This window comes from Streptomyces lydicus (genome assembly GCF_004125265.1).
Classification (GTDB): Bacteria; Actinomycetota; Actinomycetes; order Streptomycetales; family Streptomycetaceae; genus Streptomyces; species Streptomyces lydicus_C.
The window spans coordinates 1,562,662-1,582,219 of the sequence record NZ_RDTE01000003.1; the positions used below are offsets into that span (position 1 = coordinate 1,562,662).

The following is a 19,558-nucleotide window of genomic DNA, read 5'->3' on the forward strand; positions in this document are numbered from 1 at the left end:
GGGCACCACCACCGTGGTACAGGGCCGGGCGGCTGCGGTCGGGCGGCCGGGGCCGTCCGGCCGCGGCCGTGCGGGCAGCGGCCGGCCCACTCGGGTGGGCGCCGCCGGCTCCTTGCGGCGGCGCTGCCGATTTCGCCCCGGTGCCGGACGGTTGTTGTGGCGGCCGGCGGTCATCCTCACATCCGTTCCGGGGCCGAGACCCCGAGCAGCTGCAGCCCGTTGCGCAGCACCAGCCGGGCGGCCTCCGTGAGCCACAGCCTGGCGCGGGTGCGGTCGTCCGGGTCCTCACCGGCCCGCGGCAGGACCCGGCAGGCGTCGTAGAAGCGGTGGTACGTGCCGGCCAGTTGCTCCAGGTAGTGCGCGACCCGGTGTGGCTCGCGCAGCGTGGCGGCGGTGGCCACGACCTGCGGGAACTCGGCCAGCATGCCGAGCAGGTCGGCCTCCCGCTCATGGGTGAGGACAGCAGGGTCGAAGTCCTCCGGCGCGCCCTTCCCGATCCCGGCTTCCGCCGCCCTGCGCTGTACGGCGCACGGCCGGGTGTGCGCGTACTGGACGTAGTAGACGGGGTTGTCGTTCGACTGCCGGGTGAGCAGGTCGATATCGAGATCGATCGTCGTGTCCACGCTGGCCCGCGCCAGCGCGTACCGCGCGGCGTCCACGCCCACCGCCTCGACCAGGTCGTCCAGGGTGACGACCGTGCCCGCCCGCTTGCTCATCCGGACCGGCGCACCGTCCTTGACCAGGTTGACCAGTTGACCGATCAGGATCTCCAGATGCGTGTCCGGGTCGTCACCGAAGCAGGCCGCCATGGCCCGCATCCGGCCCACATAGCCCGCGTGGTCGGCGCCGAGCATGATGACGACCCGCTCGAAGCCCCGGGACCGCTTGTTGAGGTAGTACGCGCAGTCCGCGGTGAAGTACGTCCAGGAAGCGTCGCCCTTCACCAGGACCCGGTCCTTGTCGTCACCGAAGTCCGTGGTGCGCAGCCAGACCGCTCCCTCCTTCTCGAAGACGTGGCCGCCCTCCCGCAGGCGGATGACGGCGGCGTCCAAGTCGCCCTTGTCGTGCAGGTCCTTCTCGTTGAAGTAGACGTCGAAGTGGGTACCGAACGCGGCGAGCGACGTCTTGATCTCGTCGAACATCAGCGCCGTGCCCTCCGCACGGAAGGCGGCGACGGCCTCCGGCCGCGCCAGGTCCAGGGCCCCGGGCTGCCGCCGCAGTACCGTGGCGGCGATCTCCTCGAGGTACGCGCCGCTGTAGCCGTCTTCGGGAGCCGGTGAGCCCTGCGCCGTGGCGAGCAGCGAGCGGGCGAAGCGGTCGATCTGCCCGCCGGCGTCGTTGAAGTAGTACTCCCGCGACACGTCTGCACCCGCTGCCTCGAGGAGCCGGGCAAGTACGTCACCCACGACTGCCCACCGGGCCCCGCCGATGTGCACCGGCCCGGTGGGGTTCGCCGAGACGAACTCCAGATTGAGCCGAAGGCCGCCGAGCCGGTCCGAACGGCCATAGGCGTCACCGGCCAGGACGATATCGCGCGCCAGGGCGCCGATCGCCGCGCTCTCCAGGGTGATGTTCAGGAATCCGGGGCCCGCCACCTCGGCCTTCGCGACTCCGGCGGCCGCGCCCACCAGCGGCGCCAGCACCTCGGCGACGGTGCGGGCGGGCAGCCCCGCGGACTTGGCGAGTTGCAGGGCGACGTTGGTCGAGTAGTCGCCATGGCTGCGGTGCCGGGGGCGCTCCACACGGATTTCCTCGGGCATCTCTGCTGAGATGCGTCCGGAGCGGATGGCTGTGTGTACGCCGTCGGAGATGACGACCGCAAGATCTTCTGGAGTCACGGCAGCGACGCTACTGGGGGCGATGACGCCCGGGACACTGATTATCCGGGCGGTCCATCAGCCCCTCCCCCTCAGAACCTCACCGTCGAAACGGTGTGCACGACCGGGTGGCCCGGCTCGTCGTAGTTGACCATGATCCGCTGGTACGGGTGCGGCGACCGGCCCGTGGTGGTCGTACCGGCCCAGGGCGCGTCGATGCTGAAGTCCCAGCCGACCTTCGACGCCTGGTCGGGCGGGATGGTCCGGTGGTTCTTCTTGAGTGCGGCGGTGCTGGTGCCGACGGCGTTGAGGTAGTGCTCAAGTCCCCACTTGTTGGTCCTGAACTGCACGAACAGCGAACTGGTCTGCCAGGAGTTGGTCTCGTAGTAGTAGACCGGGGTGGAGCCGATCGGCACCGGGACGTTGTAGATCCGCTGCTGGACCTTGGAGGGGAAGGCGTTGGTCAGGCCGGTGGCGGCGGCCTCGGCCTCCTTGCCCTCGCCGCTGTCCCGGCTCTGCTCGGCGGAGATGACGATATAGCCGGCCGGGATCGCGATCAGCAGGAAGATGATCAGCGCCATCAGCACCGGGCGCCGGCGCTTGACGCGGGGCGGCGGGACGGGCTGGGCGTCGTCGTGCACGGTGTGCAGGTCGGTGTCGGTCATCGGCGGCCCGCCCGTTCGTATCGTTCGTAGCGCTCGGCCCGGCGCCGGTTGGCACGCCGGAAGCGGCGGGCCACCAGGCGGGCCAGGTCGGCGGCGCCGACCATACCGGCCTCGGGGCCCAACTGAGCCTTGGCCAGGGTGGCTTCGGGACGGTAGCCGCGGCCCGTGAGATGGCGCCGGAAGGCCTCCCTGGCCGGGCCGATCAGCAGGTCGTCCGCGGCGCTGACGCCGCCGCCGATGACGAAGCACGACGGGTCGAGGGCGGCGGCGAGGTTGGCGATGCCGACGCCGAGCCACTGGCCGATCTCCTGGAGGAGTTCGACGCACATCGCGTCGCCCTCCCGGGCCAGCTCGGTGATCAGCGGTCCGGTGATGTCGCCGATGCGGCCGCCGACCCGCTCGATGATGTTGTACGCGACCGGGGAGTCGGCGGCGGCCAGCTCACGGGCCTCGCGCACCAGGGCGTTGCCGGAGCTGTACTGCTCCCAGCAGCCGCGGTTGCCGCACGGGCAGCGGTGGCCGCCGGGGACGACCTGCATATGGCCGAACTCACCGGCCACGCCGTACTTGCCGCGCTTGACGGCGCCGTCCTCCAGGATCGCGCCGCCGATGCCGGTACCGAGCGTGATCATGACGAGATGGTCCTCGCCGCGGCCGGCGCCGAAGCGCCACTCCGCCCAGGCGGCGGTGTTGGCGTCGTTGTCGACCATGACCGGGACCGCGAGGCGTTCGGCGAGGCGGTCGCGCAGTGGTTCGTTCCGCCAGTTCAGATGGGGTGCGAACAACACCTTGCTGCGGTCCGCGTCGACCCAGCCGGCCGCGCCGATGCCGACCGCGTGGACGTCGTGGCGGTCGGAGAGGTCGAGCACCAGCTCGGTGATGGTGTCCTCGACGACCCGGGGGCTCTTGGACTTGTCCGGCGTCTCGGTGCGGACCTTCTCCAGGATGGTGCCGTCGGCGTCGACGACGCCCGCCATGACCTTGGTGCCGCCGATGTCGATGCCGACGGTGGGCACGCGGGGGGCGGTCAGGTGCGAGCGCCGCTCGCGGGTGCCGACCGTGCGCAGCACGGTGGCCCTGGCCGATCCTCGGTGCACCCGGTCCCGGTACATGCTCATCGACCGACCCCTTCGCCGTTGCTCCCGCACTGCCTGGTGGGCGTGGGCAGTGCCCCCATACGGCGGCTGTGTGCTCGCAAGAGTCGTCTCGTCCCTGCGGGTCTCGGGAGGCCGGGGCCTCGATGTGCGGGTTCGGTGCGATTGTGCATCACCGGCGGCGTCCGGCGCACCGCGACGGAGAGTGACGCGCCCCGCACAGCTCCGGGGCCGTGCGGGGCGCGGTGGTGATCACTCGGGGCGATGGCCGCCGGGGAACTCCGGGGTCGCGCTCCGGGCCAGCTCATGACTGAGCTGTTCCAGTTCGCTGCCGCCTGCCATTTGGCGGGTCAGCTCTTCCAGGGTGATCTCCGATTTGGCATGGCTGCCGGCCATGGCGCCGCGCTTGAGCAGGACGAAGCGGTCACCGACGAGATACGCATGGTGCGGATTGTGGGTGATCAACACCACGCCGAGCCCGGCGTCCCGCGCGGCCGCGACGTACTTGAGGACCACGCCGGACTGCTTGACGCCGAGCGCCGCTGTCGGCTCGTCCAGGACCAGGACCTTCGCACCGAAATAGACGGCGCGGGCGATGGCCACGCACTGGCGTTCGCCGCCCGAGAGGGTGCCGATGGGCTGGTCGACGTCGCGCAGGTCGATGCCCATCCGCAGCAGCTCGCTGCGGGTGGTCTCGCGCATCGTCCTGACGTCGAGCCGCTTGAAGGGGCCCACTCCGGTGGTGGGCTCGGAGCCGAGGAAGAAATTCCGCCATACCGGCATGAGGGGGACGACGGCCAGGTCCTGGTAGACGGTGGCGATTCCGTGGTCCAGGGCCTCGCGCGGGGAGGCGAGGGCGGTCTCCTCCCCGTCGATGGTGAAGGATCCGGCGTCGTGCCGGTGCAGCCCCGCGATGATCTTGATCAGGGTGGACTTGCCGGCGCCGTTGTCCCCGAGCACACAGGAGATCTCGCCCGCGTGCACCTCCAGGGACACGCCTTCCAGTGCCCGGACGTTGCCGTAGTACTTGCTGACGTCGGTCAGCTCGACCAGCGCGGTCATGCCTTTTCCTCCGCCCGCTTGCGGACCCATGCGTTCAGGAGTGTGGCGAGCAGCAGCATCGCGCCGAGGAAGAACTTGTACCAGTCCGGGTTCCACTGCGCGTAGACGATGCCCTTGCTGGCCATGCCGAAGATGAAGGCGCCGACGGCCGCACCGATCGCCGAACCGAAGCCGCCGGTCATCAGGCAGCCGCCGACCGCCGCGGCGATGATGTAGAGGAATTCGTTGCCCACGCCGTCGCCGGACTGGATCGCGTCGTACGAGAACAGCAGGTGCTGGCCGGAGACCCAGGCGGCGAAGGCGACGCCCATGTAGAGGCCGATCTTGGTCTTGGTGACCGGGACGCCCACCGCCCGTGCGGCGTCGGCGTTGCCGCCGACCGCGAAGATCCAGTTGCCGACGCGGGTGCGCAGCAGGATCCAGGTGGCGACGGCGACCAGGGCGAGCCACCACAGGATGGTGATCTGGATGTCGACACTGCCGAGGGTCAGATGCGAGGCGAAGACCTTGCGGGCCGAGTCGAAGCCCTCCATGTCGGCGATGGACTTCGTCGAGACGGTGCCGTCGATCAGTTTGGTGAAGCCGAGGTTGAGGCCGGTCAGCATGAAGAAGGTGCCGAGCGTGATGATGAAGCTCGGCAGCTTCGTACGGGTCAGCAGCAGCCCGTTGAACGCCCCGATGGCGAGGGTGACCAGCAGCGACACCCCGACGCCCACCCAGGTGTTGGCGGTCAGCTGGTAGCTGAACATCGAGGAGATCAGCGCCGAGCTGACGACCATGACACCGGCCGAGAGATCGAACTCCCCGCCGATCATCAGCAGCGCCACCGGCACGGCCATGATGCCGATCGTGGAGGACGCGTAGAGCACCGTGGAGAGGCTGGAGGCCTGGAGGAACGGTTCGGCGACGATCGAGAAGAAGACGAAGACCGCGGCGGCGCCGACGACCGAGCCCAGTTCGGGGCGGCCCATCAGCCGGCGGGCCAGGGAGCGGTGCAGCAGCCGTTCGTCGCCGTCGCTCTTGGCGGGCGGCCCCGCGGGCTGCAGCGGCGGTGCGTCGGTGTCACTCATCGCGTCCCCCGCTTCGTGTATTCCTGCAGCGCGGCGGCGTCCTTCTTGGTGATCACCTGGGGTCCGGTGAGCACCGGCTTGCCGCCGCCGAGGACGTCGGAGTTGTACTTGTAGAGCCACAGCAGGTCGACGGCCTCGTAGCCCTGGAGGTAGGGCTGCTGGTCGACGGCGAAGCCGAGGGAGCCGTCCTTGAGGCCGGTCGCGACCTGGGCATTGAGGTCGAAGGTGTCGATCTCGGCCTTGCTGCCGGCCTGCTCCTTGGCCTTGACGGCGGTGTCGGCGAATGGGGCGCCGAGCGTGACGACGGCGTCGATGCCCCGGTCCGACTGGAGCTTGGACTCGATGGAGGACTGCACATCGGGCATGTTGGTGCCCTCGACGTACAGCTTCTGCAGATCGCCCTTGAAGGTCTTCTCGGCGCCGTCGCAGCGCTGCTCGTGGCCGACGTTGCCCTGCTCGTGCAGGACACACAGGGCCTTCTTGCGGCCGCGCTTGTTCAGCTCCTCGCCGACCGCCTCGCCGGCCACCGTCTCGTCCTGCCCGATGTGGCTGAGCGCACCGAAGGCCTTCGACGCCTCGGCGCCGGAGTTCACCGTGATCACCGGGATGCCGGCCTTCTCGGCCTTGGCGATCACGTCCTTCATGGCGTTGGGCTTGGCCAGCGAGACGATCAGCCCGTCGACCTTCTGGTCGATGTAGGACTGCACCAGCTCGCTCTGCCGCTGGGCCTCCTTGTCGTGCCCGTAGAGGAACTTGATGTTGTCCTTGGCGGCGGCCTGCTGGGCACCGTTCTGGACGATGTCCCAGAAGGTGTCGCCGTCTCCCGAGTGGGTGACCATCGCGAACGTCCACCTGGGGGTGTTCACCGCGGCCTTGCCGCCCGCGGATTTGGCGGCGCGTTCCTGTTCGGCGCGCAGGCCTCCGGTGCTGCTGCACCCCGCCAGAGCGACGCCGAGCGCCGCTGCCAGCACTGCGCCGACGACGCGTCCCCTTCTTCGAACCCGTGCCACGAGGACTCGCCCTTCCCGCTGATGCCGCCGTATCGGCTGCGTTGGTTGACTGCTTGGCTGCGTTGGTTGACTGTGCTGTCCGGACCGGCCGGTCCGTGCGCGTGCGGTGTTCCGCACCGCCTCCGGCACCGGTCGGCCGGGACCAGCCGGCCAAGTATCCGTTACCGGTGATCTGTCCGGGTTCATCGGGTCCCGTCTTCCCTGCGACTTCACCGGGTGCCCCGCCCGGTGTATGCGGTCAGCTTCGGTACGTCCTTCCCGGTGACCAGGGCGGGCCCGGTGAGCACCGGCCTGCCGCCGCCGAGCACATCGGCATTGGCCTTGTGGAGCCAGAGCAGGTCCACCGCCTCGTAGCCCTGGAGGTAGGGCTGCTGGTCGACGGCGAAGGTGACGTCCTTGGCCTTGAGCAGTTTGACGACGGCGGAGTTCAGATCGAAGGTCGCCAGCTGCGCGGAGCTGCCCGCCTCCTCCTTGGCCCTGACGGAGATCGCCGCCATCGGCGCACCGAGCGTGACGATCGCATCGATGTCCTTGTCGGACTGGAGCTTGGCCTCGACGGAGGACTGCGAGGCGGGCGCGTTGGTGCCGTCGACATCGAGGTTCTCGACCGTCCCGTGGAAGGCCTTGCGGACGCCGGCACAGCGGTCCTCCAGCGACACATTTCCCTGCTCGTGGACGACGCAGAGGGCCCTCTTCCGGTGCCGGTGGTTCAGCTCCTCGCCGACCGCGCGCCCCGCCACGGACTCGTCCTGCCCGATGTGCGTCAGCGCCCCGTACGCCCGGGAGAGCTCACCGCCGGAGTTGATGGTGATGACGGGTATGCCCTGCGCCTCCGCCTTGCGGACGGCCGCCTTGACGGCCTGCGGCTTGGCGAGGGTGACGATCAGCCCGTCGACCTTCTGGTCGATGTACGACTGGATCAGCGCGGCCTGCTGGGCGCCCTCCTTGTCATGCGCATACAGGAACTTCACATTGTCCTTGGCGGCGGCCTGCTCGGCACCGTTCTGCACGATGTCCCAGAAGGTGTCACCGTCGCCGGAGTGGCTGACCATCCCGATCGTCATGCGCGGGGTGGTGGCGCCCTTGCCGGACCCGGACGCCTCGCTCCCGGTGCTCTGCCCTCCGGAGGCACCGCACCCGGTGGCCAGGGCGAGGGTCGTCAGTAAGGCGGCGGCGCTGCGCACCGCGACGCCGCGGACAGTGAGGGGACCAGCCGTACGCACGCCCATCATCGTGGGACCGCCTTTTCTCCCGGCCGCCGGACTGCGGTTGGAGGAGTTTGTAACGGCGCGCGCAGAGCCACGTCAATGGTTTGTCAGAACATTCTGACGAGGTGACCTCGCGGGGGTGCCCCATAGGGGGACATTGATGCTGGAAACGCATCGCCGAGGGCACTTCGTCGGGGGGATCTCGGGGGCGTTGCAGCGACCGGCGGTCCGGGCGGATGCGCTCGGGCGTCAGGCCTCTCGGGGGCGGTCGGGGGTGCTCGGCACCACCCTCAAGGGTGCCCTCGGGGGCGCTCTCAGGGTGCGCGGGCCGCGCCCCTCAGCTTCGCTCTCGGGGGCGCCCTCAGGGGCGCACGAGCAACTGGAACTCGAAGGCGTACCGGGAGGCGCGATAGACGTGCGAGCCGAATTCGACCGCGCGCCCGGTGTCGTCGAACGTGGTGCGCTGCATCGTGAGCAGCGGGGCGCCCTCGGGCTCGTCGAGCCGTTCGCCCTCCTCGACGGTCGCGGCGCGCGCGCCGACGGCCTGACGGGCGCTGTGCAGGGTGATGCCGGCCGACCGCATCAGGCGGTACAGGCCGGTCTCCTCCAGGTCGGCGGTCTCCAGCTTGAGCAGCCCGGCGGGAAGGTGATTGCGCAGATGCGCGACGGGCTCGCCGTGCGTCAGCCGCAGCCGCTCGACCAGCGCGACCTCGGCCCCCTCCGCGATCCCCAGCGCGGCGGCGACCTCGGCATCGGCCTCGGTGGTGGTGTTGAGCAGCACACGGGTGGCCGGCTTCTGTCCGGCCGCCTCCAGGTCGTCGTAGAGGCTGCTCAGCTCCAGCGGGCGCTTGACCTGGCTGTGGACGACCTGGGTGCCGATCCCCCTGCGGCGTACCAGGAGCCCCTTGTCGACCAGCGACTGGATCGCCTGCCGCACCGTCGGCCGGGACAGACCGAGCCGGCCGGCCAGCTCGATCTCATTGCCGAGCAGGCTGCCGGGAGCCAGCTTGCCGTGCTCGATCGCGGCCTCCAGCTGCTGTGACAGCTGGAAATACAACGGGACCGGACTGTTCCGGTCCACGCTGAACTGGAGGGCGCTCTCGGCGCCCCGGGCCTCTGTTTCGCGTTTCCCCACGCTGGCGAGCGTATCCGCCCGGACAGATGACGGGAAGTCCGGAGGTCACATTGTCCGGACAAGGGACCGCAGCCCTCCAGGGCGGTGCCTCCGCCTCATGGGGGAAGCAGATCATGCGCCGGTCCGATTTCTGCGCGCTGCGGTGCCAGAACAGTGGCCCCCATGGCAGTCAGTGAGACGAGTCCGACGTCGACGGCAGCGGTAGTGGTAGCGGTAGTGGTAGCGGCAGCGGTAGTGGTAGCGGCAGCGGCAGCGGCAGCGGCAGCGACGGTCGAGGGGACCGGGCGGTCTGTGCCGCCCCGCTCCGGCATCGACCTGGCCAAGGGCACCGCGTTCATCGTGGTGCCGCAGGAAGCGGACGGCCCGTGCGCCGACAGGTGCGGCACCCGTGAGGGCCGACGGTGAGACGCGAACCGGAGGGAACGGACGCAGAGCCGTCCGCGCTGTGGGGGCGTATCGCATGCGGGTGGGCGGCCGCGTTCGCCGGGTTGCACTTCTACTGGGGCGTTGGCGGTGATGTGGGGCTGAGCGTTTCCGCCGGTCCGCCGGCCGCCGAGCGCCCGCTGTGGTTCGTCGTAGGCGGTTTGTGGGGTGTGGGTGTGCTCTGCCTCCTCGGCGCCCTGCTGGCATGGCAGCTTGCCCGGTCCGGGCTCCGGGGCGTTCCCGCTCTGTCGGCACGGTGGCTGGGCTGGGGCGTCTGTGCCCTCCTGCTGGCCCGTGGCATCGGTATCGAGGTGCTGCTGCTGGCCGGCACCACGCACCTGGACACCTCCGTGAGCGCGGGGCAGCGGACCTGGACGCTGATCCTCTGGAACCCCTGGTTCATCGCCGGAGGAGTAGCCTTCGGCCTCGCCGCCCACCGGTCCCGCAGGCACTGACCTGTGGCGTCCGTTCCTGCTTGCCCGACTACGTCCGTCTACTACTGGCGCCGTTGTCGGCCGGACCGCCTCTCACTCCCCGCCGCCCGCCGGACCGCCCAGCGGCAGCACCGTGCCCTGCGCCACCGCGCACACGCTCTCCTGCCCCGCGTCGTCGATCACCGTCAGATCGCAGCGGCACACCGCCTGCCGGCGCCCGGCCTGTACGACCTCGGCGCGGGCCCGCAGCGTACGGCCGCGCGCCGGTCGCAGATACTGGATGGAGAAGCCGCCGGTGACGATGGCCGGGCCCAGGGCCGTGGCCGCGGCGAAGGTGAGAGTGTTGTCGGCGGCGTACGAGAGCACTCCGCCGTGCACGAAGCCGTGCTGTTGCAGGAGTTCATCGCGGATGTCGATCTCCAGCGTCGCCGCGCCGCCCCCGAACTCGGTGATCCGGGCCCGCACCAGCCTGCTGAACGGCTGTGCGTCCAGCGCCTGCTGCGCCGCCACAAGATCGAGCGCCGCACTCTCCTGTACTGCACCGGCCATATCTCGCCAACCGCCTCTCGCCGAACCTCCGAAGAAGACCTGGCCGATATGAGGGCCAGGTCTCCACAACGGCACCGTATCCATAGGGGGCGCGCCACTTCAGCACTTCGCTCTGCAGCACGTCCACGCGGTATCGCGTCCACGCGGTATCACTTCCACGCGGCACCGCTTCGCTGCGTCGCGTCACGCGGCATCACTTCATCCAGGCGTCCTCGTACTTGCGGTAGGTCCCGTCATGGGTGGCGAGGTGCACCCACTGGTCCACGTACGCCTTGAACTCGTTGTCGTCGCGGGGCAGGGCGTAGGCCTTCTCGGAGAAGGAGAAGGGCTTGTCCGGGTGGAGCGAGCAGAGTTCGGGGTGGATCTTGGCCTGGTAGCGGGTCTCACTCGCGTCCGTCATCATCACATCCGCGCGGCCCGCGATGATCTCGTCGAAGATCGTGGTGTTGTCCGGGTGGACGGTGAGGGTGGCCCGCCGGATATGGGCGCGGGCGAATTCCTCGTTGGTGCCACCGGGGTTGACGATGACCTTCGTTCCGGGCCGGTCGATCTGTTGCAGGGTCTGGTACTTGTCCTTGTCCGCGCAGCGCACGAGGGGCGTCTTGCCGTCGGTGCGGGTGGGCTCGCTGAAGTAGACGGAGCGAGCGCGCGGGAGGGTGACCGAGACGCCGCCCATGGCGATGTCGCAGCGGCCGGCCGACAGGTCGCCGACGAGCTTGGCCCAGGTCGTGGCCACATAACGGGGTGTGGCGTCAAGGCTCTTGGCGAGGTCCCCGGCCATGGCGATGTCCACACCGCTGTAGGTGCCGGTCTTGGGGTCGAGGTGGCTGAAGGGGCGGTAGTCGCCGGTGGTGCAGACTCGCAGCACACCGCGCCGGGGGATGGCGTCGAGGGCCGAGGCCTTCGATCCGACGGCGGGTGGGGCCCCCTCTCCTCCGGTCGGGGCGTCCGGCACCGCCGGTGCGGCGGCGGTGACGGCGAGCAGACAAGCCAGGGCGGAGAGGGTGGCGGCGCGCTTCATACGGGCTCCTGTGACTCCTGGACGCGGCGGCGTGATCGCAGTGATCGCATGATCGAAGCGCTCAGGGTGGCAGAGCCCGTGGTGCAGGTGAACCCCTTGACCGGACTGCGGGATAGCGGCCGTGCGGCCGGTGCGGTGGCCGAAGAGGCCGATGCGGCGACCGTAATGGCCAATGCGATGACCGAAGAGGGCCGGTGAGATGGCGAGCGGAGAGCCCGTCAGTCCTCGTAGAGGTTCGCCGTACCTCTGCCGGTCGAGCGGTCGGGGGCGGCTTCGTCCAGACGGTTGAGGAGGTCGGCGGCGCGCTTGGCGACGGTCTCGCGGTCCCCCTCGGAGAGCGCCGTGCCCATGCCGACGGCGACCGCTCCCGCCGCGATCCACTCCGGCGCGCTGTCGACCGTCACCCCACCCGTCGGCAGCAGCGGCACCTGCGGCAGTGACGCACGGACCTCCGCCAGCCAGGCCGGGTCGTGCCCCGAGGCGGGGAACAGCTTGACCGCGTCCGCGCCGAGTTCGAGCGCGCGGACCATCTCGGTCGGCGTCGACACCCCGGGGAAGACCGGGATGCCGTAGCGGTGGCCGGTACGGATGACCTCGGCGTCGAGGCTCGGCGAGACGAGATAGCGGGCGCCCGCGTCGACCGCCATCCGGGCCGATGCCGCGTCAAGGACCGTGCCCGCGCCGATGACGGCGTCGTCGCCCAGCTCGCGGGTCAGCGTCGTGACCGCCTCCAGGGCGAAGGGGGTGGTGAGGGATATCTCCAGGCTGGTGATGCCCGCCGACAACAAGGTGTCGGCAGTGGCGCTCGCCTCGTCATACGTTCTGCTCCGGACGATGGCGAAAACCCGCTGCGCCAGAGCGGCCCGGGTGATCTCCCAGCGATACACGGCAGTTCGCCGTCCTTCCTTTTCTCCGACGCCTGGTGCCGGTTCACCATGTCTGCGGTGGATACGGCACTTTCCGGGGCGCGCCCCAGCAGCCGACCCCACATGGTCTTTTTCCGCTGATGCCCGCCCGCTCCTCGTTTCTGCCGAAACGCTACCGGGAACCACTGACAATCCTCTCTCGGGGGTGCGCCCCGTGCGCCCCTTCTGCCAAGAATGGGGAGAAGAGGGAGGTGGGAGGGGGCGCACGACGTGGGCGCCGGGCGTAGGGCGCACGGGAAGGACGCGCAATGCCCGCGGACCGCACAACGGCGGCCGGGGTACCTGCACACCCCGGCCGCCGTCATATGGAAGGCGGCGGACCCTGACCGGGCCCGCCGCCCACTGTTCGACTGTTCCGCTCTTCAGCCGTTTCGCTGTGCCGCTGTTCGGCTGTCTGATGCTTCGCTGTTCGGCTGTTCCGCCGTGGCGTGCTACTCCGCTGCCCCTCGTACGGGCGGCCGCTCGGTCTCTCGGTCTTCCGACGGCCTTTCGGCCTCTCGACGACCTTTCGGCCTCTCGACCGTCGACCTCTCGGCCTGTCGCTCCGTCAAGCCGCCGGACGCTCAGCCCGGCGGCATCTCAGACCGGCTGCCTCGCAACCCGCCGCAGGCCGTCAGCAGCCGCGGTCGACGAGGTCGAAGGTCTTGTAGTGGTCGGCGGTGTAGTAGTCCTCGTCCTTCTTCTCGCCGGCCACGATGCGTCGCGCACCGCGGTCGGGCGAGCCGGGCGTGACAACGGTGAACTCGTGGTAATAGTCCGAGCTCTGGGACGGCAGGATGCCCTCCCGGTTGTCGAAGACCGTCCCGTCCTTGGGATACGGGTAGGGCCCGCCCTTGGCGATCAGGTCGAGGGTGTCGTGGGCCTGTGAGGGCAGCTTGGAGTAGCAGGTCTTGCCGACGTCCTTGACGTGCACGGACGCGACGTGCGCCGTGGCGGCGTACGAGGTGGCCGGGTGGGTCGTGGCGACGGCAGGCGTGGCGGCGACCGCGGTCCCGCCGATGAGAAGGGCCGAAGCGAGAGCGCCTGCAGCGCCGAACTTGGTGATCCGTGGGGGGATTCTCATGCCATCCAGAATGACGCGCGTAGACATGATCCTGTCAATCCCAACGGGCTTAAGTTTTCCGGGAGTTCACAACACCACGCCCACCAACTGCCCCAATTCTCCCCATACCGCGCCCCCGTCTCACCACTTTCGCGGGGGCGCCTCTGCCGCCCGGAGGGCTCGACGGTGCCTCGTCCGGGGCCACCCGGAGGTGACCCGGCCGGGACCCGCGAAGCGCCCCGGCCGGGACCCCGAGGTGACCCTCGGTGACCCGGCCGGGGCGCCCTGCTCAGGCGCCGAGGGCGGCCTGCCGGTCGCGGCGCTGCTTGAGGTGGCCCGCGCCCGCCAGCGCAGCGGCCACCACGGCCGTACCGGCGAGCTGCTGCCGCCCGTCCGCGCTGCCGGCCATCACGGCGAAGACGCCCAGGATGGCGGCCAGTGCCAGCCAGGTCAGGTAGGGGAAGGCCCACATCCGCACGGAGAGCAGTTCGGGCGCCTCGCGCTCCAGGCGGCGGCGCATCCTCAGCTGGGTGAGCCCGACGATGGACCAGACGACCAGCACCGAGCAGCCGGCGATGTTCAGCAGCCAGGCGAACACCGTGGTCGGCCAGACGATCCCGGCGATCACGGCCACGAAGCCGAACACACAGGACGCCAGCACCGCCGCGGCCGGCACACCCCGGGTGACCTTGGCCAGGAAACGCGGCCCCTGGCCCCGGTGGACGAGGGAGTACGCCATCCGCGACGAGCCGTAGATATTGGCGTTCATCGCGGAGAGCAGCGCCACCAGCACCACGATCTGCATGATCGTGCCTGCTGCCGGGATACCGAGCTGGTCGAGCACGGTGACGTACGGGCCGTCCGTGGCGACCTTCGGGTTGTTCCACGGCACCAGGGTGACCACCACGGCCATCGAGCCGATGTAGAACACGGCGATACGCCAGACGGCGGTGCGGACGGCACGGGCCACGTTCCGGCTCGGGTCGTCGGACTCCGCCGCCGCGATGGTGACGGTCTCCAGACCCGCGAACCCGGAGATGGTGGTCAGCAGCCCGGCGGCGAGCCCGGCGGCGCCGGTCGGGAAGAAGCCGCCGTGGCCGGTGAGGTGGCTGGTGCCGGGTGCGTCGCCGAACACCCCGAGGATGCCGAGCACACCCAGCACCAGGAAGGCGACGATCGCGGTGACCTTGACCGCGGAGAACCAGAACTCGAACTCGCCGAAGTTCTTGACCGCGGTGAGGTTGCTGGCGCAGAAGAACACCATGAAGACCGCCACCCAGCCGTAGGCGGGGAGGAACGGCACCCAGGTGTGCATGATCGTGCCCGCCGCGGTGGCCTCGGCGGCCACACCGGCGCAGAGCATCAGCCAGTACATCCAGCCCGAGGTGGCTCCCGCCCAGGAGCCGAGCTCCTCCTCGGCGTGCACCGAGAACGAGCCGGTGGAGGGCCGGGCCGCGGACATCTCGCCGAGCATCCGCATGATCAGCATGACCAGCGCGCCGGTCCCCGCGAAGAGGAGAACGATGGCCGGCCCGGCCGCGGCGATGCCGACCCCGGAGCCGACGAAGAGCCCGGCGCCGATGACCCCGCCGAGCGCGATCATCGACAGATGGCGCTGTTTGAGGCCGTGCGACAGTACGGCCTCGCCGTTCTGCGCGGCCTGCGGGGAGCCCTGGGGCGGCGGGGTGATGGTCCGGCTCATGGTCGTGCCTGTTCATTGGTTGAGACGTGCGGTAAGCCAGACGAGTGTGAAGACGCGCTTGCACGTATGAGGTGAACGCCCGCTATTCGGACCGTTCCTTCACCTGTGGTGAAGGCTTCATCACGCAAAGACAGTGGCCCGGAGGCGGTGATTCCGGCCTGGGGACGCAGGCGTCGGCCCATGAGCTCACGAAAGGCCGGGAGTTGGGGGCGAGTGGCGGTCGGGAGGCCGACGGCAGGCCTGCGCTTTTGCCTGTCAGGCAAATCTTTTGCCCAGCAGGCGAAGGATCGCTATACCAAGGGGTATGACCGAGCTTCCCGACGAGCCCGTCGGCGCTCCGCCGGGGGACTTGTCCACCGTCGCGCCGCGCCTTCGTGACCTGCGCAGACGCAGTGGCCTCACGCTGGAGACCGCGGCCCGGCTGGTGGGACTCTCACCCGCACACCTGTCGCGGCTGGAGACACGTCAGCGGCAGCCGTCGCTGCCGGTACTGCTGGCGCTGGCCCGTACCTACGGCACCACGGTATCCGACCTGCTCGGCGAGACCGCGCCGGAGCGGGACCCGATCCTGCGCGCGGACCGTACGGAGCCGTCGGAGGTCGGCGGCTGGACGTACTGGACGGTGGGCGGAGCCGGGCGCGCGATGCAGGCGCTGCGGGTCCATGTGCCGCAGCGGACGCAGGGCGATCTGGTGCGGGTGCATCCGGGCGAGGAGTGGCTGTACGTCCTGGAGGGGCGGCTGCGGCTGACGCTCGGCGCGGCGGTGCACGTACTGGACCCGGGGGACTCGGCGCACTTCGACTCGCTCACACCGCACCGTATCTCCGCCGCCTCCCGGGGCGGGACCGAGCTGCTGTTCGTCCACACGCTGTTGCAGAGCGGGGCCGCCGACTGGTGCCTCGGCGACGACGCGAGGCGCCGCGGGGTGTGAGCCCCGGGCCCCGTTCTCGAAGGAAGGACCATCCGTCGTGCCCGATCAGACCGTTCCTGCCGTACCCGCGTCTCCGCCGTCGGAGCCGTTGCCCGGGACGGCGCCCGCCGCCCGGACGTACAAGGAGAGCAAACCACCGCGCGGGGTGTATGTGCGGGTGTTCCTCTACGTCGTGGCGACGCATGTGCTGTTGGCGTTCATGAGCTTTCTGGTGATTGTTGCGAAGTCGCGTTAGGCGGTTCGCTGCGTGTTGGCCCCTGGCCCACGTTTTTGGCTTTCCCGCCGTGGGGGCTACTCACCGTTTGTCGCCCGCTGGCGCGGTGCGCCCGCCGTTTCGCCTGCGGCGGGCCGGGTCCGCTGCGCGGGGCTGTGGGTGCGGTGACGGGCCTCCGGGGCCTGGTGTGTGGACTGCTTCGCTTTACGCTCCGCCTTTGCTCTTTTTCGGAGCCTTCGGATGCAAAGCCCGGACACCCTGCCCCGGAGGTCCGTCCCCTCCCGTGGGTGGGGAAAGTGGAGGTGGGTGGGGGCTTGTAGGACGTCTCGGTGCGGGGTGGTCCCCGGCTCGGCAACGTCCATCTCCTCGGTTCGAAAGTCCATTGCCCGGTGCGGTGGGCAGGTGAAGTCTGCTGGCGCGAAGGCTTGCACGACTCGTCCCTGTACCTCGTCGCACGAGGAGGACCGAAGGATGCACCGTACGCGCACCGGGGTGGCCACCGCGTTGGCCGCGGTCCTGGCCGTGATCCCTCTGACGGGCATGGCCGGGCCGCCGGGCGGCGGGAAGGCGGGGCGGGACGGGCCCCAGGACAGTCCCGGAGTTGCCGGTTCCCGCGCCCTCTCCCCCGCGCCCCGGTCCGTCCTGAGCCGGTCCGACCGGGTCACCATCACCCGCTCCGTGACCGTCGTCGCCGGGCCGGGCACCGACGCCCCGGCACTGGCCGTCGTCGAGAAGTCGCTCAAGGACGCCGGTGCGGAACGGGTCGTACGGGCCGAAAGAGCCCCGGGTGACGGGCAGTTGGCGGTATATGTCGGCGGGGCGGGCGCGTCGCGCGCCTTGCGGGCGCTGGGGGCCCGGGGGCCGGACGGGCTGCCCGCCGAGGGGTATGCGCTGGCCGTTGGTGGGGGCCGGATCGCGTTGTCCGGCAAGGACGCCAGTGGTACGTACTACGCCGCACAGTCGCTGCGGCAGCTGCTGCCCCACCGGGACCGGCCGGGCGCACGGGTGCGGGGCACCGTCGTACGGGACTGGCCGGCCACCCCGCTGCGGGGTGTCATCGAGGGCTTCTACGGAACTCCTTGGTCGCACGAGGCCCGGCTCGACCAGCTCGACTTCTACGGCGAGCACAAGATGAACCTGTATGTGTACTCGCCCAAGGACGACCCCTATCTGCGGGAGAAGTGGCGTGACCCGTATCCCGCGGGGCAGCTCGCGCAGCTCAAAGAGCTGGTGGACCGGGCGCACGAGCGGCATGTGGAGTTCACCTATGCGCTCTCCCCGGGGCTGTCCGTCTGCTACAGCTCCGACGCCGATCTCCGGGCGCTGACCGTCAAGTTCCAGAGCCTGTGGGACATCGGTGTGCGGACCTTCGCGGTGCCGCTGGACGACATCAGTTACACGGACTGGAACTGCGCGGCGGACAAGGACGCGTTCGGGACCGGCGGCGGGGCGGCGGGGGCCGCACAGGCGCATCTGCTCAATCGCGTCCGGCAGGAGTTCATCGCCCGGCATCCGGGTGCCCAGCCGCTGCAGATGGTGCCGACCGAGTACTACGACGTGAAGCCCTCGCCGTACAAGAAAGCGCTGGCCGCGCGGCTGGACAAGGACGTGCTGGTCGAGTGGACGGGGGTGGGGGTGATCGCGCCGACGATGACCGTCGCCCAGGCACGGCAGGCCCGAGGGGTGTTCGGGCACCGGATCCTGACGTGGGACAACTACCCGGTCAATGACTATGTGACCAACCGGTTGCTGCTCGGGCCGTTCAACGGCCGGGAGAAGGGGCTGCCGGGGCAGCTGGCGGGGATCACCGCGAACCCGATGATCCAGCCTGCCGCGTCCAAGCTCGCGCTGTACACGGTGGCCGACTACGCGTGGAACGACACGGCGTATGACGCCCGCGCCTCCTGGGGTGCGGCGATCGCGGAGCTGGCCGGCGGCGACGCCCGTACGGCACGGGCGCTGCGGGCCTTCGCCGATGCCCAGTACGCCTCGTCGCTCAATCCGCGGCAGGCGCCCGAACTGTCCGCCGCCATCGAGCAGTTCGGCAAGGACGGCGAGGCGCGGCGGCTGGACGGGGTGCTGCGGAACCTGCGGGACGCGCCGGGGGTGCTGCGGGACCGGCTCGCCGACCGGGGGTTCGTCAAGGACAGCGGGCCCTGGCTGGATGCCACCCGGGCCTGGGGCGTCGCGGCGCGCGGCGCCCTGCGGCTGATCGAGGCCACCAGGGCGGGGGACGATGCCAAGGCCTGGCAACTGCGGCAGCGCATCCCGGAGTTGGTGCGGACAGCCACCTCGTTCGGGTATGTGGACATGGCGGGGAAGAGGGTGCCGGTGCTGGTGGCGGACGGGGTGCTGGACGCCTTCGTCGAGGCGGCGGTGGCCGAGCACGACGCGGCGCTGGGCGTCGTCGGCCGTCCGAAGGGGGCGACCGATCTGGCCGTCTACCAGGACCATGCGGTTTCCCGGATGACCGATGGTGATGACACCACCTACTTCTGGAGCGGTGCGGCGCCCCGGGCCGGCTCCTTCGTGGAGCTGGATCTGCACGCGGAGCGTGGGCTGGGCACCGTACGGCTGGCGATGGGCAAGAGCGGCAGCCCTGACGACTATCTGCGGCACGGCGTCCTGGAGTACTCGTCGGACCACAGGAACTGGCACCCGCTGACCTCGTTCGGCGGAAAGGCCGAGGTCAGTGCCGAACCGCCGGCCGGGGCCAGGGCCCGGTACGTCCGCGCGCGGGCGACGGCGGCGCAGGACAACTGGCTGGTGGTGCGGGAGTTCGCGGTGGCCGGGGACGGTGCGGCGACGGTGGCCGGCGGCCCGCCCGCGGCGGAGGGCAGTGCGCTGCGGTCGGCGGGGGACGGTGACCCGGCGACCGCCTATCGCGCGGCGCGGGCGGCGCAGCAGGGTGAGGTGCTGGAGTTCACCCCGGACGCGCCCCGCAGGGCACGGTCCGTCACCGTCCTGCGACCGCAGGGCGCACCTGCCGGGGCGGCGGAGGTCGAGACCCTTACGGGCGGCGCCTGGCGCACACTCGGCATGCTGTCCGGGGCCTTGACGCGGCTGCCGGCCGGCGACGGCGCGATCGGGGGCGTGCGCCTGGTCTGGCGGGACGGGGCGTCGGCGCCCGAGGTCAATGAGGTGATACTGCACTGAGGGGAACCGAGGGGCTGACGGGGGTCACCTTTTCCTGACGGGCCGCGTCATCGGGCCCTCGGTCCGCGCCGTGCGTCCTACTCTGAGGCTCTGGCCGCC

19 protein-coding genes are annotated in these 19,558 nt (G+C 70.4%); 6 read left to right on the plus strand and 13 right to left on the minus strand.

Annotation, left to right across the window (positions count from 1 at the left end):
- Positions 1-176 precede the first annotated feature (176 nt).
- The 8 genes from argS to D9V36_RS09420 all read right to left on the minus strand — a co-directional run bounded on the left by argS (position 177) and on the right by D9V36_RS09420 (position 9,007).
- Positions 177-1,838, minus strand: a complete 1,662-nt coding sequence (gene argS, locus D9V36_RS09385) for an arginine--tRNA ligase (RefSeq protein WP_129293351.1) — start codon at positions 1,836-1,838, stop codon at positions 177-179.
- Between the two features lie 71 nt (positions 1,839-1,909).
- Positions 1,910-2,482: a hypothetical protein gene (locus D9V36_RS09390; protein ID WP_129293352.1), complete on the minus strand. Its 573-nt coding sequence runs from the start codon at positions 2,480-2,482 to the stop codon at positions 1,910-1,912.
- Entirely contained in the window at positions 2,479-3,600 is a 1,122-nt protein-coding gene (locus D9V36_RS09395; RefSeq protein WP_129293353.1) for an ROK family glucokinase, read from the minus strand. The genes D9V36_RS09390 and D9V36_RS09395 overlap by 4 nt, the downstream gene beginning before the upstream one ends.
- A gap of 228 nt (positions 3,601-3,828) precedes the next feature.
- Positions 3,829-4,638: an ATP-binding cassette domain-containing protein gene (locus tag D9V36_RS09400; protein ID WP_129293354.1), complete on the minus strand. Its 810-nt coding sequence runs from the start codon at positions 4,636-4,638 to the stop codon at positions 3,829-3,831.
- Positions 4,635-5,708, minus strand: coding sequence for an ABC transporter permease (locus D9V36_RS09405; protein ID WP_129293355.1), 1,074 nt, complete (start codon positions 5,706-5,708; stop codon positions 4,635-4,637). The genes D9V36_RS09400 and D9V36_RS09405 overlap by 4 nt, the downstream gene beginning before the upstream one ends.
- Positions 5,705-6,718, minus strand: coding sequence for a sugar ABC transporter substrate-binding protein (locus tag D9V36_RS09410; protein ID WP_241720771.1), 1,014 nt, complete (start codon positions 6,716-6,718; stop codon positions 5,705-5,707). Before D9V36_RS09410 ends, D9V36_RS09405 begins: the two co-directional genes overlap by 4 nt.
- A gap of 209 nt (positions 6,719-6,927) precedes the next feature.
- Complete coding sequence (locus D9V36_RS09415; RefSeq protein ID WP_129293356.1) at positions 6,928-7,950, minus strand: sugar ABC transporter substrate-binding protein; 1,023 nt, start codon at positions 7,948-7,950, stop codon at positions 6,928-6,930.
- Positions 7,951-8,287: 337 nt separating this feature from the next.
- A complete protein-coding gene (locus D9V36_RS09420) occupies positions 8,288-9,007 on the minus strand; it encodes a GntR family transcriptional regulator (RefSeq protein ID WP_129293357.1) in 720 nt (239 codons plus the stop codon).
- A gap of 216 nt (positions 9,008-9,223) precedes the next feature.
- On the opposite strand from D9V36_RS09420, the gene D9V36_RS09430 reads away from it, so the two are divergent.
- Together D9V36_RS09430 and D9V36_RS09435 are read left to right on the plus strand one after the other, a co-directional pair.
- Positions 9,224-9,466: a hypothetical protein gene (locus tag D9V36_RS09430; RefSeq protein WP_129293359.1), complete on the plus strand. Its 243-nt coding sequence runs from the start codon at positions 9,224-9,226 to the stop codon at positions 9,464-9,466.
- On the plus strand, positions 9,463-9,939 hold the full coding sequence (locus tag D9V36_RS09435; RefSeq protein ID WP_129293360.1) for a DUF3995 domain-containing protein: 477 nt from the start codon (positions 9,463-9,465) through the stop codon (positions 9,937-9,939). The genes D9V36_RS09430 and D9V36_RS09435 overlap by 4 nt, the downstream gene beginning before the upstream one ends.
- Before the next feature lie 72 nt (positions 9,940-10,011).
- Here the strand turns inward: D9V36_RS09435 and D9V36_RS09440 are convergent, their stop codons facing one another.
- Positions 10,012-10,467 carry a PaaI family thioesterase gene (locus D9V36_RS09440; protein WP_129293361.1) on the minus strand — a complete coding sequence of 152 codons (456 nt, stop codon included), beginning with the start codon at positions 10,465-10,467 and terminating at the stop codon, positions 10,012-10,014.
- 193 nt (positions 10,468-10,660) lie between these two features.
- On the minus strand, positions 10,661-11,488 hold the full coding sequence (locus tag D9V36_RS09445; RefSeq protein WP_129293362.1) for a transporter substrate-binding domain-containing protein: 828 nt from the start codon (positions 11,486-11,488) through the stop codon (positions 10,661-10,663).
- Positions 11,489-11,536: 48 nt separating this feature from the next.
- Between D9V36_RS09445 and D9V36_RS40850 the strand changes: the two genes are divergently transcribed.
- Positions 11,537-11,686: a hypothetical protein gene (locus D9V36_RS40850; protein ID WP_164992922.1), complete on the plus strand. Its 150-nt coding sequence runs from the start codon at positions 11,537-11,539 to the stop codon at positions 11,684-11,686.
- 20 nt (positions 11,687-11,706) lie between these two features.
- Here D9V36_RS40850 and D9V36_RS09450 read toward each other — a convergent pair whose 3' ends face one another.
- The 3 genes from D9V36_RS09450 to D9V36_RS09460 form a co-directional block, all read right to left on the minus strand.
- Positions 11,707-12,375: a bifunctional 4-hydroxy-2-oxoglutarate aldolase/2-dehydro-3-deoxy-phosphogluconate aldolase gene (locus D9V36_RS09450; protein ID WP_129293363.1), complete on the minus strand. Its 669-nt coding sequence runs from the start codon at positions 12,373-12,375 to the stop codon at positions 11,707-11,709.
- A gap of 652 nt (positions 12,376-13,027) precedes the next feature.
- Complete coding sequence (locus D9V36_RS09455; RefSeq protein WP_129293364.1) at positions 13,028-13,477, minus strand: ribonuclease domain-containing protein; 450 nt, start codon at positions 13,475-13,477, stop codon at positions 13,028-13,030.
- Positions 13,478-13,745: 268 nt separating this feature from the next.
- Complete coding sequence (locus D9V36_RS09460; RefSeq protein WP_129293365.1) at positions 13,746-15,158, minus strand: amino acid permease; 1,413 nt, start codon at positions 15,156-15,158, stop codon at positions 13,746-13,748.
- Positions 15,159-15,462: 304 nt separating this feature from the next.
- Here D9V36_RS09460 and D9V36_RS09465 point away from each other — a divergent pair, with 304 nt between their 5' ends.
- The 3 genes from D9V36_RS09465 (at position 15,463) to D9V36_RS09475 (ending at position 19,459) form a co-directional block, all read left to right on the plus strand.
- Positions 15,463-16,089 (plus strand): helix-turn-helix domain-containing protein, encoded by a 627-nt coding sequence (locus D9V36_RS09465; protein ID WP_129293366.1) that lies wholly within the window; start codon positions 15,463-15,465, stop codon positions 16,087-16,089.
- Between the two features lie 37 nt (positions 16,090-16,126).
- Positions 16,127-16,324 carry a DUF6126 family protein gene (locus D9V36_RS09470; RefSeq protein WP_129293367.1) on the plus strand — a complete coding sequence of 66 codons (198 nt, stop codon included), beginning with the start codon at positions 16,127-16,129 and terminating at the stop codon, positions 16,322-16,324.
- Between the two features lie 450 nt (positions 16,325-16,774).
- On the plus strand, positions 16,775-19,459 hold the full coding sequence (locus D9V36_RS09475) for a beta-N-acetylglucosaminidase domain-containing protein (RefSeq protein ID WP_129293368.1): 2,685 nt from the start codon (positions 16,775-16,777) through the stop codon (positions 19,457-19,459).
- Positions 19,460-19,558: the final 99 nt, after the last annotated feature.